Annotated in this window: 10 protein-coding genes; 6 read left to right on the top strand and 4 right to left on the bottom strand. The window is 34.6% G+C overall.

Annotated features, from left to right (window positions below):
- Positions 1 to 11 precede the first annotated feature (11 nt).
- Complete coding sequence (gene typA, locus A9G45_RS09215) at positions 12 to 1,838, bottom strand: ribosome-dependent GTPase TypA (protein WP_065567901.1); 1,827 nt, start codon at positions 1,836 to 1,838, stop codon at positions 12 to 14.
- Between the two features lie 148 nt (positions 1,839 to 1,986).
- Positions 1,987 to 2,526 carry a menaquinone-dependent protoporphyrinogen IX dehydrogenase gene (gene hemG / locus A9G45_RS09220; RefSeq protein ID WP_065567972.1) on the bottom strand — a complete coding sequence of 180 codons (540 nt, stop codon included), beginning with the start codon at positions 2,524 to 2,526 and terminating at the stop codon, positions 1,987 to 1,989.
- A gap of 151 nt (positions 2,527 to 2,677) precedes the next feature.
- On the opposite strand from hemG, the gene glmU reads away from it, so the two are divergent.
- Both glmU and glmS read left to right on the top strand, forming a co-directional pair.
- Positions 2,678 to 4,063, top strand: coding sequence for a bifunctional UDP-N-acetylglucosamine diphosphorylase/glucosamine-1-phosphate N-acetyltransferase GlmU (gene glmU / locus A9G45_RS09225; protein ID WP_065567900.1), 1,386 nt, complete (start codon positions 2,678 to 2,680; stop codon positions 4,061 to 4,063).
- Between the two features lie 3 nt (positions 4,064 to 4,066).
- A complete protein-coding gene (glmS, locus tag A9G45_RS09230) occupies positions 4,067 to 5,899 on the top strand; it encodes a glutamine--fructose-6-phosphate transaminase (isomerizing) (RefSeq protein ID WP_065572395.1) in 1,833 nt (610 codons plus the stop codon).
- 486 nt (positions 5,900 to 6,385) lie between these two features.
- Here glmS and A9G45_RS09235 read toward each other — a convergent pair whose 3' ends face one another.
- A complete protein-coding gene (locus A9G45_RS09235) occupies positions 6,386 to 6,997 on the bottom strand; it encodes a fused MFS/spermidine synthase (protein WP_065567898.1) in 612 nt (203 codons plus the stop codon).
- Between the two features lie 10 nt (positions 6,998 to 7,007).
- On the bottom strand, positions 7,008 to 8,540 hold the full coding sequence (locus A9G45_RS09240) for a hypothetical protein (protein WP_065567897.1): 1,533 nt from the start codon (positions 8,538 to 8,540) through the stop codon (positions 7,008 to 7,010).
- Positions 8,541 to 9,555: 1,015 nt separating this feature from the next.
- On the opposite strand from A9G45_RS09240, the gene A9G45_RS09245 reads away from it, so the two are divergent.
- From A9G45_RS09245 to A9G45_RS09260, 4 genes are all read left to right on the top strand, one after another.
- The gene (locus A9G45_RS09245) at positions 9,556 to 11,154 is read left to right on the top strand and encodes a phosphoethanolamine transferase (protein ID WP_065567896.1); all 1,599 of its coding nucleotides are present in this window, start codon (positions 9,556 to 9,558) and stop codon (positions 11,152 to 11,154) included.
- A gap of 679 nt (positions 11,155 to 11,833) precedes the next feature.
- A complete protein-coding gene (locus A9G45_RS09250) occupies positions 11,834 to 13,714 on the top strand; it encodes a PTS mannitol transporter subunit IICBA (protein WP_065572396.1) in 1,881 nt (626 codons plus the stop codon).
- 78 nt (positions 13,715 to 13,792) lie between these two features.
- On the top strand, positions 13,793 to 14,956 hold the full coding sequence (locus tag A9G45_RS09255) for a mannitol-1-phosphate 5-dehydrogenase (protein WP_065567894.1): 1,164 nt from the start codon (positions 13,793 to 13,795) through the stop codon (positions 14,954 to 14,956).
- A gap of 4 nt (positions 14,957 to 14,960) precedes the next feature.
- The gene (locus A9G45_RS09260; RefSeq protein ID WP_065567971.1) at positions 14,961 to 15,512 is read left to right on the top strand and encodes an MltR family transcriptional regulator; all 552 of its coding nucleotides are present in this window, start codon (positions 14,961 to 14,963) and stop codon (positions 15,510 to 15,512) included.
- The last annotated feature ends 111 nt before the right edge of the window (positions 15,513 to 15,623 follow it).

Genomic DNA, 15,623 nt, shown 5'->3' on the forward strand with positions numbered 1-15,623 from the left:
AACTACAACAATTAGTCTTTATTACCACTTCTAAACGCACGTTTGCGATCATTTTCAGTTAAATGACGTTTACGTAGACGAATAGATAATGGCGTTACTTCGACTAATTCATCATCATCAATAAACTCTAATGCTTGTTCTAATGACATTTTAATTGGTGGTGACAATGTAGTTGCTTCATCTGTACCTGATGCTCGCATGTTGGTTAATTTTTTACCGGTTAGACAGTTAACAGTTAAATCGTTTGAGCGAGTATGAATACCAATAATTTGACCTTCATAAACTTCAGCACCATGACCTAGGAATAACTTACCACGGTCTTGCAAACCATAAAGCGCATAAGCCAAAGCTTTACCTGTACCGTTTGAAATCATTACACCGTTATTACGTTGACCTATTTCACCTGGGCGCACATCATCATAATGACTAAAGGTAGAATAAAGCAAGCCAGTACCTGATGTCATGGTCATAAATTCCGTTCTAAATCCAATAAGCCCACGGCTTGGAATAACGTAATCTAAACGTACACGGCCTTTACCATCTGGTAACATGTTTGTTAGGTCACCTTTACGTAAGCCAAGAGCTTCCATCACGGATCCTTGATGTTGTTCTTCAATATCAAGAGTAACTTGTTCAAATGGCTCTTGTTTTTTACCATCAATTTCTCTAAAGATAACTTTAGGACGAGAAACCCCTAATTCATAACCTTCGCGACGCATATTTTCAATTAACACTGACAAATGTAATTCACCACGACCAGACACTCTAAATGCATCAGGATCAGGGGTTTCTTCAACGCGCAACGCAACATTATGTACCAGTTCTTTATTTAAACGCTCAAGAATTTGGCGAGAAGTCACATACTTACCTTCTTTACCAGCAAATGGTGAGCTATTAACATTAAAGAACATAGTCACTGTTGGCTCATCAACAGTTAACGCTGGCAGAGCTTCAACGCAACTATTGTCACAAATTGTATCAGAGATACCGAGCTCACCAAGACCTGTTAATGCTATAATATCACCAGCCTCGGCAACTTCAGCTTCATAGCGTTGCAGACCTAAATGACCAAGCACTTGCCCCACTTTACCAGTGCGTTTATTGCCTTCACTATCGACGATAGTCACTTGTTGATTTGGTTTAACACGACCACGTTTAATACGACCAATACCAATAACACCAACATAGTTGTTATAATCAAGTTGAGAAATTTGCATTTGGAATGGACCGTCTAAATCAACTTTTGGCGGTTCAACATGTTTAACGATCGCTTCAAATAACGGTGTCATATCTTCCGCCATATTTTCATGATCTAAACCGGCTATACCCATTAAAGCTGAAGCATAAACAATAGGGAAATCTAACTGTTCATCAGTCGCCCCCAAGTTAACAAACAGATCAAAAACTTGGTCAACAACCCAATCAGGGCGTGCACCAGGACGATCGACTTTATTGATAACCACAATCGGTTTTAAACCATAAGCAAATGCTTTTTGCGTTACAAAGCGTGTTTGTGGCATCGGGCCATCCATTGCGTCAACAAGCAACAATACAGAGTCAACCATTGACATAACACGTTCAACTTCACCACCAAAATCAGCATGCCCAGGGGTGTCAACGATATTAATTCGGTAACCATTCCAATCAATAGCGGTGTTTTTCGCTAAAATGGTAATACCACGCTCTTTTTCAAGAGCATTAGAATCCATAATACGTTCGTTATCGTCACCGCGCAGATTATCTAGCGTACCCGACTGTTTTAATAATTTGTCAACCAAAGTTGTTTTACCATGGTCAACGTGAGCAATAATGGCAATATTTCTTAAATTTTCAATCACAATTAAAATTCCAATTAGGAGACATATTCTATAGGCGCGATATTGTACACCTTTTTAACCGAAATGTTGATCTATATCACAAAGTTTATTGAAAAGAGCTCGATAATTTGGTAAACCCAACAAAATATCAATTTCCATGTAAAAAATTTTAGCAAATGGCTACGTTTGAATGTAAAAATTGCTCAGCAAATTTATCTACCTTTTTCCAATCAGTATATTCAATAACTGGTTTTGTTACATCTGTATCACCTTTTCCTAACCACATAATAAAGCGGATCATATTACGATCAAACCAATTATATTGAGGATAATAAAGTGCACCAGCAAAAACCGCGGTAATAGTTGGCTTCCATGCTATTTTTGCCAGAAATTTTTTGGTATATAAATTGGTTTCTGGGGTATTTTTATTAGGTTTTCTAGCCACCATATTTACTCCAAAAAAACCAGATTTCATGGCATTCAATTGCTGATAATGTTCATCTATAAACGCTTTCATTACCTTACTATAAAACCCGTAACGAATTGAACTACCTAATAATACCGCTTGGTATTGTGTCAAATCGATTTTTGTATCGGGCAATAGTTCAATTACCTCACAATCACACTTACTATTAAGTTGCATGTTTATGCGCTGCATAATTTTAAAAGTTTGCTTTTCGTGTGTGGTATAAAGTAATAAAACTTTCATAATGGAACTCATGCATTACTTCCTTTTTTGTTAAACCCTTTGGTAAATATCAATATTACTTTTTTTATGATAAAAATTAAAAGATTGGGGGTGATTTCATTAAAAACTTTGATTATAGTATTAGGCTAATTTAACCTGAACGGAACTGATTATGGCAATTGCACCTCCAAAACTGAATGCGATTATTTTGGCGGCAGGAAAAGGCACACGGATGTATTCCAACCTACCTAAAGTTTTACATAAAATTGGCAATAAACCGATGTTACAACATGTTATTGACACAGTTCAACAACTTAATACCAATTGCATCAATATTGTTTATGGCCATGGCAAAGCACAGCTTGAAGAGGCTCTTAAAGATCAGCATGTACAACTGATTTACCAAGCAGAACAACTTGGTACAGGCCATGCTGTTCAACAAGCTATCCCTCACATTCAAGATGACGAAGATATCTTAATTTTATATGGCGATATCCCCCTTATATCGACTCAAACACTGGAAACTTTAATTGCTAGCAAACCAAAGCAAGGTATAGCATTATTGACAGTAATCCTTGATGACCCAACTGGGTACGGGCGCATTGAGCGCAGCAACGGTAAAGTTGTTGCCATTGTCGAACAAAAAGATGCCACGCTTGAGCAACAAAAAATTAATGAAATTAATACAGGTATCATGTTTGTTAACGGCAAATTATTGAAAAATTGGCTATCACGGTTAACCAACAATAATGCGCAAAAAGAATTCTACTTAACAGATATTATTGCTTTTGCACACCAAGATGGTTATGAAATATTAACCTCACACCCAGTACAACAATTTGAAGTTGAAGGTGTTAATAATCGCCAACAATTAGCCACATTAGAACGACAATATCAACACCTACAAGCGCAAAACTTGTTACTAGCTGGTGTGACGCTACTTGATCCAAACCGTTTTGACTTACGAGGAACCCTCTTGCACGGCAAAGATGTTACGATTGATTGTAATGTGATCATTGAAGGTAACGTCAAACTTGGCAATAACGTATTTATTGGTGCAGGTTGTATCTTAAAAAATTGCACAATTGATGATTATTCAAACATTAGCCCATATAGCATTATTGAAGATTCAATTATTGCTAAACAGTGTACCATTGGCCCTTTTGCCCGTTTAAGGCCTGGCTCAAAGCTTGACGAGCAAGCTCATGTTGGCAACTTTGTTGAACTAAAAAAAGCGCACCTTGGCAAATTAACTAAAGCGGGACACTTAAGTTACCTTGGCGACAGCGAAATTGGCAATAATGTCAATATTGGCGCAGGCACTATCACCTGTAATTATGATGGTGCAAATAAATTTAAAACCGTTATTGAAGATGATGTGTTTGTCGGTTCGGACACACAATTAATTGCACCAGTAAAAGTCGGTAAAGGCGCAACCATTGCAGCTGGTACAACGGTTACCAACAATGTCAATGACAATGAATTGGTAGTAAGCCGAGTTAAACAAAAACAGCTTGCAAATTGGAAACGTCCAACGAAATTAATTAATGGGGAATAAAATATGTGTGGAATTGTGGGAGCTATTGCCAAATGTGATGTTGCAGAAATATTACTAGAAGGCCTAAAACGATTAGAATATCGTGGTTATGATTCTGCAGGTCTGGCAATCATTTCACCACAAAGTGTTTTACAACGTGTTCGCCGTGTTGGTAAAGTGCAAGCATTAAAAGATGCAATAGCACAATATCCAATAAAAGGCTCTATTGGCATTGCACATACTCGGTGGGCAACCCATGGTGAACCAGTTGAACATAACGCCCATCCACATGTATCTAGCTTTATTGCTGTCGTGCATAATGGAATTATTGAAAATTTTGAACCATTGCGTGAAAAGCTGATCGCCAAAGGCTACCAATTCCGTTCAGAAACCGATACCGAGGTTATTGCCCACTTAATTCATGACATTATATCAACCGAAGATTGTTCCTTATTTGACGCCGTGCAAAAAGCTATCCCGCAACTACGAGGGGCTTATGGCACAGTCATTATGGACACGCGCAATCCAGATATATTAGTTGCAACGCGCTCTGGCAGTCCTTTAGTTATTGGTTGTGGCGTAGGCGAGAACTTTATCGCATCAGATCAATTAGCGCTATTACCCGCCACCCGCCAATTTATCTATTTAGAAGAAGGTGATATTGCTCTTATCACTCACAATTCAATAACAATCTTAGACAAAAACCATCATGAAGTAATCCGCCCATATATAGAATCTGATGCAAAATATGATGCGGGTAATAAAGCTGGCTATAGTCATTACATGCAAAAAGAGATCTACGAACAACCCAATGCAATTAAAAATACCCTTGAGGGTCGCATGACACATGGTAAAATCGATTTATCAGAACTGGGAGCTGAAGCAAAAAGTATCTTAAGACAAGTTGAGCATGTACAAATTGTTGCCTGTGGCACGGCTTATAATGCGGGTATGGTAGCACGTTACTGGTTTGAAGCCTTAGCCGGTATACCGTGTGATGTCGAAATTGCCTCTGAATTTCGTTATCGTAAACCAGCTCGTCGCAAAAATAGCCTATTTATTACTCTTTCACAATCAGGTGAAACCGCTGACACATTAGCCGCATTGCGGCTAGCCAAAAAAAATAGTTACTTAAGTACTCTTGCTATTTGTAATGTAGCAGCATCCACTCTTGTGCGTGAAGCGGATTTAGTATTATTAACTAAAGCTGGCGTTGAAATTGGCGTTGCATCAACCAAAGCCTTTACAACACAACTCACCGTGTTATTATTACTAGTTGCTAAATTAGGACGTTTAAATAATATGGCAGAAAGCACTGAGCAGGCTATTGTGCATGCACTACAAATCTTACCCAATCGCATTGAACAAGTGCTGACGTTTGAATCAAAAATAAAAAAATTAGCTGAGCAATTTGTTGATAAGCATCATGCACTATTTTTAGGCCGTGGTGATGAATACCCAATAGCCATGGAAGCAGCATTAAAACTGAAAGAAATATCTTACCTTCACGCCGAAGCTTACGCCGCTGGCGAACTCAAACACGGTCCATTAGCATTGATTGACTCTGACATGCCTGTGATAGTTATAGCGCCAACTAACAAAATGCTAGAAAAACTCAAATCCAATATCGAAGAGGTCAAAGCTCGCGGTGGTAAACTGTATGTCTTTGCTGAACAAGGCGCAGGGTTTGTTAGTGATGACACCATGCAGATTACCAACCTACCCCATATCGAAGAATTCACCGCACCAATCTATTACACTGTGCCCACACAACTGCTAGCGTATCATGTTGCTTTGATCAAAGGTACCGATGTTGATCAGCCTCGAAATTTGGCAAAATCGGTAACAGTGGAATAATCATCATCTCCTTCTAAAATAGACAAATGTCACCTCTATGATATAAATAAAAATCATAACAGAACAAATTATGACCAGAAAATTCCATACAGCGACTCAAAAGGCTCTTGATTATACTCATCTACTGTACGTTTTTCATTAGCTGAAATCACTCACCATTTAATTATAGATAAATCAACGCTTGATAAAAGGGTTAAGTTAAGCAAATCAATTCCAACAACACAAAAACGAGAACTAACTAGTGAGTAGCAAAAAATTATCACTCTAGAAAAAGAAATAAAAAAAAGGGAAATGACAGATGAAATCTAAAAAAACACAGGAATACGCCATCAACAATCCTAATTACGCTATCGTTAACTTTATTGATGATGTATACTTAATAATAAAGCTTCTTAATTAGTTAGCTTTGAGGCAATTGAAAATAAGCGATAATTTTCGCTTATTTTCATCTTTAAATACCTTTATAGCATTCTATCGATCTTTCTATCAATCCTTTATCTGTGCTTTATTCAAAAACAGATAAGCAAGTGTGGCGACAACAAAATTACCGAATGCTGCTAATATCGTTACACCGTTAATACCAAAATGGATAAACAAAATAAATCCTGTTAAAAACGCTCCAGCGGCTGCACCAAAAGTATTAATAGCATAAAGATGTCCTGTTGTTTGACCAATATTTTTCCAAAACTGTGCAATATAAGTGATTAAAATTGGCAATGTTGCTCCCATCAAGAGTGCTGGAACAAGCACCAATAAAAAATTAACAATGGCAACAACAATTAAATTGTAACTAATAAAAATATCACCCACAAATAAAATAAGTGGATAACTAATTATTCCAAATAAACCAATTCCAAATTCACTAAAACAAAAAAGCTGTAGTGCTTTATTTGGGTATTTATCAACAATTCTGCCACCACCAAGAGCTCCTAGGCCAAGTCCTAACATAAATGCCGATACAATGATTGTAACAGAATCAACATCGGAGCCAAAAGCGGAATAAAGCACTCGTTGCCAAGCGACTTGATAAATTAAACCACTCATTCCAGAAATAAAAAATAGCGTACTTAATAGTAATAATTGTCTTTTGCTTAACATAAACAGTTCCTTATTTCTCTCTCGTTATAAAATACCCATATTTATATTCTGTTATCATGTTGTTATCAGTAATAACTTCTGTCTCTCGCCCTAAATTATAAAGTTTTTCAACTTCGTCTAAGCTTAATAGTTTTGTCTCTAATGTTTTTTTGTAAGCACCGTTTTCAAATTGTTTAGATTCTTCATTAAACAGCAGTCTACTATCTAAAACTAACTTATCAAGCCGAGCTTTAGCTACATTTTCATCAATTTTCATCATTGAGTCAGAGGCATAAATAAAGCCCATTGTGCCCCAATAAGCATGTTTAAATACCGATTGCGCTGTTTTTAATGTATCAAGTGAACGGGTACTGTTAAATGCCAAAATACCATTAGGATTTAATGAATGTTGCAGTATTTTCATCATTTCTTGCGATAATAAATTAGTTATACCTGAACGCCAATGGTAAGTTGTATTCATAATGATTAAATCATATTTTTTATCGCTATTGCGTTTAAGCCAACGTCGCCCATCATCAATATAAATATTTATCTTTGGATCATCTAATAATGGTGAAACAACAGGGTATTGTTTAATAATATCTAAATAACCTTTATTGATTTCAATAGCATCAATGGTTTCTAATGTAGGAAAACTAGACAATGCCCGAGTCCATGCACCAGCGCTCATACCAATAACCAAAGCTGTTTTAGGGTTTGGATGAGCAGCCGCTAATAAGTAAAGGCGATTTAAGTCATTGATATCATAATTTGGGTCTATATTTAACATGCCATCATACATGTTATTACCTAATACAACATTATTCAATCCCACGTTATTATCATTGATTATATGAATTACGCCGTAGCGATTTTCAATATAGGAATTGATAGACACGCCTTTTTCAAACGTATTTTTGAAAAGATAATCAGTGTGTTTATCTACTAAACAAAAGCAACCGATACCAAGTATAGCAACAGCGATAACAGAAGCGACCGATTTTTTAATTATCATCAAAATGCCTAATAAAATACAAATAATACCAATGAGAATAAACATTGATGAAATAGACACATAATCAAGAAGAACGCCGCCAATTAATAAACTACCAAGTGTTGAGCCAATAATATTAAAAAAATAAACTTTAGAAACTGATGCCCCTACTTTGCCATTAGCAATATTCGTACCTAAATGATGCACAATTGGAAATAATATTGCATTTAAAGCTGCAATGACCAATATCAGAATACAAAATATAATCAAACGAAATATAAAATCATTTGGTTGGTTTATATTTTGAATCATAAATGGAATTAATATATCAATGAAACCAGCAAAAATTAAAACTCCCCCCCCGGCTAATAATAAATTAGAACAGCTCGTACAAATAATCTTACCTCGACCGGCTCCCACAGCAATACCTGATAGAAAAAAGAATAGTACGATTGCAAAAGCATAAGGTGCACCACTTAAATTAAAGCTAACTATCCTAAACCATAGCATTTCTTGTCCTAGGCTCATAAGCCCAACTAGAAAAGAAATACACCAAGCAAAATATTTCATGTCAATTTTCTCCTCAAAATTCCTTGATATTAAAATAAAATTTAGCTAATTATTTTTTATTTAACTGTATTATTCAGAAGTTTTTATATAATTACTTCCATTCTTATCTCCAATGCCATCGAGTTTCCATGACTGAATTGCCATATTGATTACTTCTGAAGCTACAGATACTAAAATAGGCGGTTGATTATACACTATCTAATGTGAATTTTTATTAGCTAAAAATGGCTAACCATTTAGTTATACTTAAATAAACGTTTGATAAAAGGATTAAGCAAATCAATCCCAACAACACTAGCAACCTTAGTGCATGATATCAGGGATAAAGGCTATGATATATCAGAAAAAACGGTTGGTTAGGTATTACAAAAAACTAGTATTAAGGAGTAAAGTAGCACGTAAATTTAAATTTTAGACATAGCTCAATCTAGCTCATAATACACTGCCAAATAATTAAATAGGCAATTATTTTGAATAAACATAATCGGAGGTTGAGTAATGAAAATCGTTCATATGAAAACCCACAAAGGTGGATTATAATTATTTGTAATTATTTATATTGATAGGTATTTAGTCTGTAACACACTCAAAAATTCCTTACTACATAATAGCCACTTTCTCAAAAAAGAAGTCATTGCATAATGATTGAGCAAACTAATATTACAGTGCTAATTTTAAGTGATTAGTATTCCAACAGCATAGACTTAACTAAAGCATGAACAGTGCTGAAAATTGTTAGGCTGATACAGCCACTAAAAGTTTTTCCATAAATTCAAAACGCATATTATTAATGTATTGTCATCACAAAACAACGGATAGCACAAATAAAACACTATTTGAATAGATAAAAATCTATTATAATCAATATTTTCAATATTCAACTAATGATTGAATATCGTTAAACAATACGAAAAGTAGTATGACCTAAAAGCACTATCTAATATTTGGGTGAGGATTAAATACAAGAATTTATTTGCTAAATTAATTAATAATAAAAAGGAATAAGAAATAAATTATGAAAACATGTAAAATTATAAAAAACAATCAAACGCTAATTTTATTGTTAGTTTATACTATTCTTAGCGCCATTTGGGCTTATATCGTTATAACAAAATCTGGTGTCATATTTACTGAACCTGTTTTTAAAAATTATCTATATTATGTAGGCTGGATAACAACATTAGGTTTTATTTTAGTCGTACACATCGGTATTTACAGTCGCCATTATTTTATTGTTGCGCTTAGTACACTATTTCTCTTTCTATTTTTATCCGAAATAAGTTATTTCATTTGTTACGGGCACGTAATATCGGTCGGTGTACTTGATTCCATTGTCGAAAGCAATGTTAATGAAGCATTATCAATGTCTAAACAAGTTTTAATCATAATAGGTCCTGCATTGATTGCAACTATTCTTATTTTATTTATTTCCAGAAAAATAGTTACTATTAAATTGAAATCCACTATCCTGGTACTCTGTTATATAATTACATTGTCTATTATTGCAATTAAAACAATAGATACATCTTTAACTCATGATTTTCAGAGAGGTTACTATAAAAATAGTGTAATAAAATTTCGTTTTACATATCCCGCTGTTATGGGTAATTTATCTTATCTTCTAGCTAGTTTCGCCTCAACAGACATCTATTCTAGTAAAAATGAGATTGAAAAATTCAATGAAGCTATTCTTTTACCGCCCAATAAACCTGATAATGACTTAGTGGTATTTATTATGGGCGAATCTTCATTAGCAACCCGATACAGCGCTTACGGTTACCATAAACAAACAACACCTTTTATGACCAAAATTTTTAGTCAAAATGGTGCTTGTATTATTCAAAATAGCCACTCAGCAGCTGCTTTTACAAAGGATTCGTTACCGTTAACTCTTTCATTTAATGTTCCAGAAAGTGATGATAATTTATTTAATAATAAGTCAATTATTGAAATGGCTAAATTCAATCATTACAAAACCTATTGGCTAGCATCACGTTATCAGGAAATTAAAGGGTCATTTAATACTAAATTTGGTTTTATTGCACGTAAGAGTGACGTTGTCTCTTTTAGTGAAGATACGCTTGATGTTTATTTAAGTCAGCTATTAGAGAAAACACTTCAGCAAGACAATTCACCGAAAAAATTCATTTTCGTACATTTACAAGGCAGCCATCAACCTTATGAAAATTATGATGAAGTTGATAAGCAAGCTTTACCTGATGCTGAAAAATATGATCTGACCATCCATCACACGGATCGTACAGTGAAAGCATTGTACGATGTTATTAACAAATACAGCCATAATTATACCTTAATTTATACCTCGGATCATGGCGAGATTGTTAATGTAGGGCATGGAATTGGTAATCACATTGACCAATTTTTAATTCCGTTTATGTTTATATCAACAAATGATCGCTATAACTGTCAATTTATAGAGTCATTTCGAAGTCCAACTGGTTATTTAAGTGGATTGATGAATAAATATATTTTATCTAATCTTTTGGGATATGATGTTGATCAAACTATTTTGAATAAAGAAAAAAATAACGATCGTGTTTTTATGCCTAATGGCAACGTTATGCCTTTTTTAAAAATTTCTAATGATGATTGATTGTTGCTATAACTTTTTTTGAAAAATAAATAGCAATATCTACTATAAATTTTGTAGTATTGCGACTTTTTTCTCTTATTAGTTATTAGCAACCAATGCGATAATAAAGCAAAGTTCTAATCTTTACTAAGCTCTGACTTTAATGTTGGTTTGAATTGAACAAGTTCAGCCAACATTTTTTATATATAATTAATAGGGTAAGAAACGTTTGTCATATGCCATTCTTGCCTCCTCTATGCAATAAATAATCACACATCCAACCACATAATAATTATAATTTGAATAGCGCAATCTAATATCACACTGTAATAAGCCTAAAGTGGCAAGAGACCGTTTTATTAGTTAATTTCAACGAACTTTTTGTGGTATTAATGCCAATCATAAAATGATCTTAATACACAAACACTTCTTATCTTCTATCCTATTTGATGATAAAAACTAATTTATAACAACTCGAATGTTCTGAACACGCGCTATTCGCAATTAGCCATTTCATTTAATAACCGATTTTACTAATAACAGAAAAAGTGTGATTTAAATCACAAAAAATAAAAAATACCTAGGTTTAACTACGTGATATACATCACATTTATCGATTATTTTTGATGAATTAAATAACTAAATCCCTCTACAATAATCACATAATAGTTATATCAATCAAGAAGGAAAGATTTATATTATGACAACCTCAAATATCAAATTGAAAGTTCAAAACTTTGGGCGTTTCTTAAGTAATATGGTAATGCCAAATATCGGTGCGTTTATTGCTTGGGGATTTATTACTGCTATATTTATTCCAACAGGCTGGTATCCAAGCGAAACTATTGCCAAGCTAGTTAGTCCTATGATTACTTATTTATTACCACTTTTGATTGGTTATACTGGCGGTAAATTAATTCACGGAGAACGTGGCGCAGTTGTTGGTGCAATCACAACAATGGGGGTCATTGTTGGTTCAGATATTCCTATGTTTTTAGGGGCAATGATAGTTGGTCCTTTAGGTGGTTGGGTAATTAAACAATTTGATAAAGCTGTCGATGGCAAAATCAAAAGCGGCTTTGAAATGTTAGTGAATAACTTTTCTGCTGGTATTATTGGTATGCTTTTAGCATTACTTTCATTTTTTGCAATTGGCCCTTCTGTCGTTGTAGCATCAAGTAAATTAACTATTGCTGTTAATTTTTTGGTTGAACACAATTTATTACCTTTAACCTCTATCATTATTGAACCCGCTAAGATTCTTTTCTTAAATAACGCAATTAATCACGGCATATTCTCACCGTTAGGTATTCAACAAGCGGCTGAATATTCTCAATCGATTTTCTTTTTAATTGAAGCAAACCCTGGTCCTGGATTAGGGTTATTATTAGCCTATATGTTTTTTGGTAAAGGCTCAGCCAAAAGTTCGGCCAGTGGTGCAGCAATTATTCACTTTTTTGGTGGGATCCACGAGATTTACTTTCCATATGTATTAATGAATCCTCGCCTTATTATTGCAGTGATTTTAGGTGGAATGACAGGCGTATTTACTTTAACACTATTTGGTGCAGGGTTAAGCTCACCAGCATCACCAGGTTCAATCATTGCCGTTCTTGCCGTAACGCCGAAATCATCAATGCTTGGTGTCATTTTTTCTGTCATTGCGGCAACAATGGTTACGTTTATCACTTCAGCTATTTTATTAAAGACAACCAAAGAAGCAGACAAAAGCTTTGAAGATGCAAAATCCAATATCTCTGCAATGAAAAGCGAAGCAAAAGGCATGGTAAACGGCACACTTGACCTTGCGAAAGTGAAAAAAATCATTGTGGCTTGTGATGCAGGAATGGGCTCAAGTGCTATGGGTGCAGGAGTATTACGCAAAAAAGTTCAAGATGCCAATTTGGATATTTTTGTCACTAATTTAGCGATTAATAATCTTCCAAACGATGTTGATATCGTTATTACGCATAAAGACTTAACTGATCGAGCCAAACAACATGCGCCAAACGCACATCACATTTCATTAACTAACTTTTTAGATAGCCAACTATATAGCCAGCTCGTAGTTGATCTTTTAAGCTCGCAAAATTCTAGCATAGCAGAAGAAAAAGCAATACTTGTAAACAATACATCCACAGATAATACCCCGCTCTTTAAATTATCAGAAAAAAATATCTTTTTAGGGTTGACAGCTAAAAATAAAGAAGAAGCGATTCGTTTTGCAGGTCAACAGTTAGTCGATAATGGTTATGTGAAACCGGACTACATAGAAGCCATGATTGAACGTGAACAACTTACATCAACTTACCTTGGTGAATCAATTGCTGTTCCTCATGGTACGATTGAAGCAAAAGATGATGTCATTACAACAGGAATTGTATTTTGCCAATACCCTTCAGGTGTGCAATTTGGTCACGAAGAAGACGATAAAGCAAAAATCGTGATCGGTATTGCTGCTCGCAATAATGAACACCTTGATGTAATAGCAAAACTGACTAATGCATTAGATGATGAAACAATTATTGCCAAACTAGCGACAACAAATAACGTTGAAGAAGTTTTAGCAATATTAAGCTAAACAATATTGATTAAATCCCGAAAATATGGGATTTAATTTTCTCTTTTTAAATTTAAACTCAAATAAAGGTTAATTATTATGCAAGCATTACATTTTGGCGCAGGTAACATTGGACGCGGTTTTATTGGTAAATTATTGTCAGATGCTGGTGTGCATGTTACGTTTGCCGATGTCAATCAACAAATTATTGATGATATCGCTAAACGTCATGAGTATCCAGTTAATGTTGTTGGTGAGCAATCGACAACCGAAATAGTTAAAAATGTTGACGCAATTAATAGCACATCAAGTGAAGTTATCGACCATATAGCAAAAGTTGACTTACTAACAACAGCCGTAGGACCGCAAATTCTAGCACGCATTGCCGCCATCGTTGCACAAGGCATTATTGCTCGCCATAAGCAAGGTAATGCTAAACCGCTAAACATTATTGCTTGCGAAAATATGGTGAAAGGTACCCATCATTTTAAACAAGAAATTTTTAAAACATTACCCGTAGCGTTGCATGAATGGGTAAATACCCATATAGGTTTTGTGGATTCAGCGGTAGATCGCATTGTCCCACCAGCCACATCAAAAACAGGCGACATTTTAGAAGTAACGGTTGAAACATTTTCGGAATGGATCGTCGATGAAACACAGTTTATTGGCAAAATTCCACACATAAAAGGCATGGAGCCAGTAGATAATTTAATGGCATTTATTGAGCGCAAGTTATTTACTTTAAATACAGGCCATGCCATTACGGCTTATTTAGGGTTTTATCATAATATTGCAACGATTCGAGATGCTATTTTAGATGAACGCATTCGTTTAATCGTACGGGGTGCAATGGAAGAAAGCGGTCTAGTTCTTATCAAACGTTATAATTTCGATGATCAAAAACATATAGCCTATATCGAAAAAATCTTATCTCGTTTTGAAAATCCTTATTTACAAGATGATACAGCACGTGTGGGCCGTCAACCAATAAGAAAACTGGGCGCTAATGATCGTTTAATTAAACCATTACTTGGCACTTTTGAGTATCAAGTACAAAATACTAATTTATTGATTGGTATTGCCGCTGCGCTGAACTATCGTAATGATGACGATGAACAAGCCGTTGAACTTGCGGATCTTATTGCTAATAAAGGGGTAAAAGCCGCATTTACTGAAATTTCAGGTATTGAAAACAACAATATTATTGTTCAAAAGGTAGAAGAACTTTATACTGCAATGCAAAATCGTCAATTTGTATAAAAAAATGTCAGGAACGATATTACAAGAAGATACTATTTTAGAAAAGCTCAACCAGCAGGCTGATATTCACAGCTTGTTGGCTGTTGCAATTAATCTGATTAGTGATAGCGTTAACCATTTAATCCAAAAAGCCTTTCGTAAAGAACCGCACGCAATAAAATTTGTTATCCCCTCGTTAATGGGTAAAAATGGACCGTTGAATGATACCTCTGTTTGTTTAAAACTGTTATATGTGCTAGGTATTATTACACGCGAAGAGTTTGAAGATATTGAGCTACTCATGGCCATTTTAGATGAATTAGATAACGATGAAAAAAAATATACTTATCTTGATGATGAAATTTTAGGACCGATTAGCTTATTGCATGACATGGTTTTACCGCCTAATTGGGATCACAAGCAAGAGCATGAAAAAGCGGCAGGAATTGTAGATGGTTTAAAGTCATCTATGTATCAAAATCGTTATCAACAAATGATCCGCTCTGCATTAATCATCGCAATTACCGATCTCACTTTACGCATCAGTAATAAACAAAAATTAGATTACTTTCCATAACAATCGTTAATTGATATTAAGATTTTTATTTAATTTATAACATTTTTATATAAAAATTATTATGACAATGAAAACGAATTTGTATTTAATTCTACAAAAAAATCATAATCA

Origin of the sequence: Gilliamella sp. HK2 (genome assembly GCF_001690265.1) — a bacterium.
Classification (GTDB): Bacteria; Pseudomonadota; Gammaproteobacteria; order Enterobacterales; family Orbaceae; genus Gilliamella; species Gilliamella apicola_C.

What these genes read in the sequence shown, in the direction of transcription:
- A9G45_RS09235 (WP_065567898.1), bottom strand. Translation starts at nt 6,997, where the DNA reads ATGTTAAGCAAAAGACAATTATTACTATTAAGTACGCTATTTTTTATT.
- A9G45_RS09255 (WP_065567894.1), top strand. Translation starts at nt 13,793, where the DNA reads ATGCAAGCATTACATTTTGGCGCAGGTAACATTGGACGCGGTTTTATT.
- glmU (WP_065567900.1), top strand. Translation starts at nt 2,678, where the DNA reads ATGGCAATTGCACCTCCAAAACTGAATGCGATTATTTTGGCGGCAGGA.
- A9G45_RS09240 (WP_065567897.1), bottom strand. Translation starts at nt 8,540, where the DNA reads ATGAAATATTTTGCTTGGTGTATTTCTTTTCTAGTTGGGCTTATGAGC.
- A9G45_RS09250 (WP_065572396.1), top strand. Translation starts at nt 11,834, where the DNA reads ATGACAACCTCAAATATCAAATTGAAAGTTCAAAACTTTGGGCGTTTC.
- A9G45_RS09260 (WP_065567971.1), top strand. Translation starts at nt 14,961, where the DNA reads ATGTCAGGAACGATATTACAAGAAGATACTATTTTAGAAAAGCTCAAC.
- hemG (WP_065567972.1), bottom strand. Translation starts at nt 2,526, where the DNA reads ATGAAAGTTTTATTACTTTATACCACACACGAAAAGCAAACTTTTAAA.
- A9G45_RS09245 (WP_065567896.1), top strand. Translation starts at nt 9,556, where the DNA reads ATGAAAACATGTAAAATTATAAAAAACAATCAAACGCTAATTTTATTG.
- glmS (WP_065572395.1), top strand. Translation starts at nt 4,067, where the DNA reads ATGTGTGGAATTGTGGGAGCTATTGCCAAATGTGATGTTGCAGAAATA.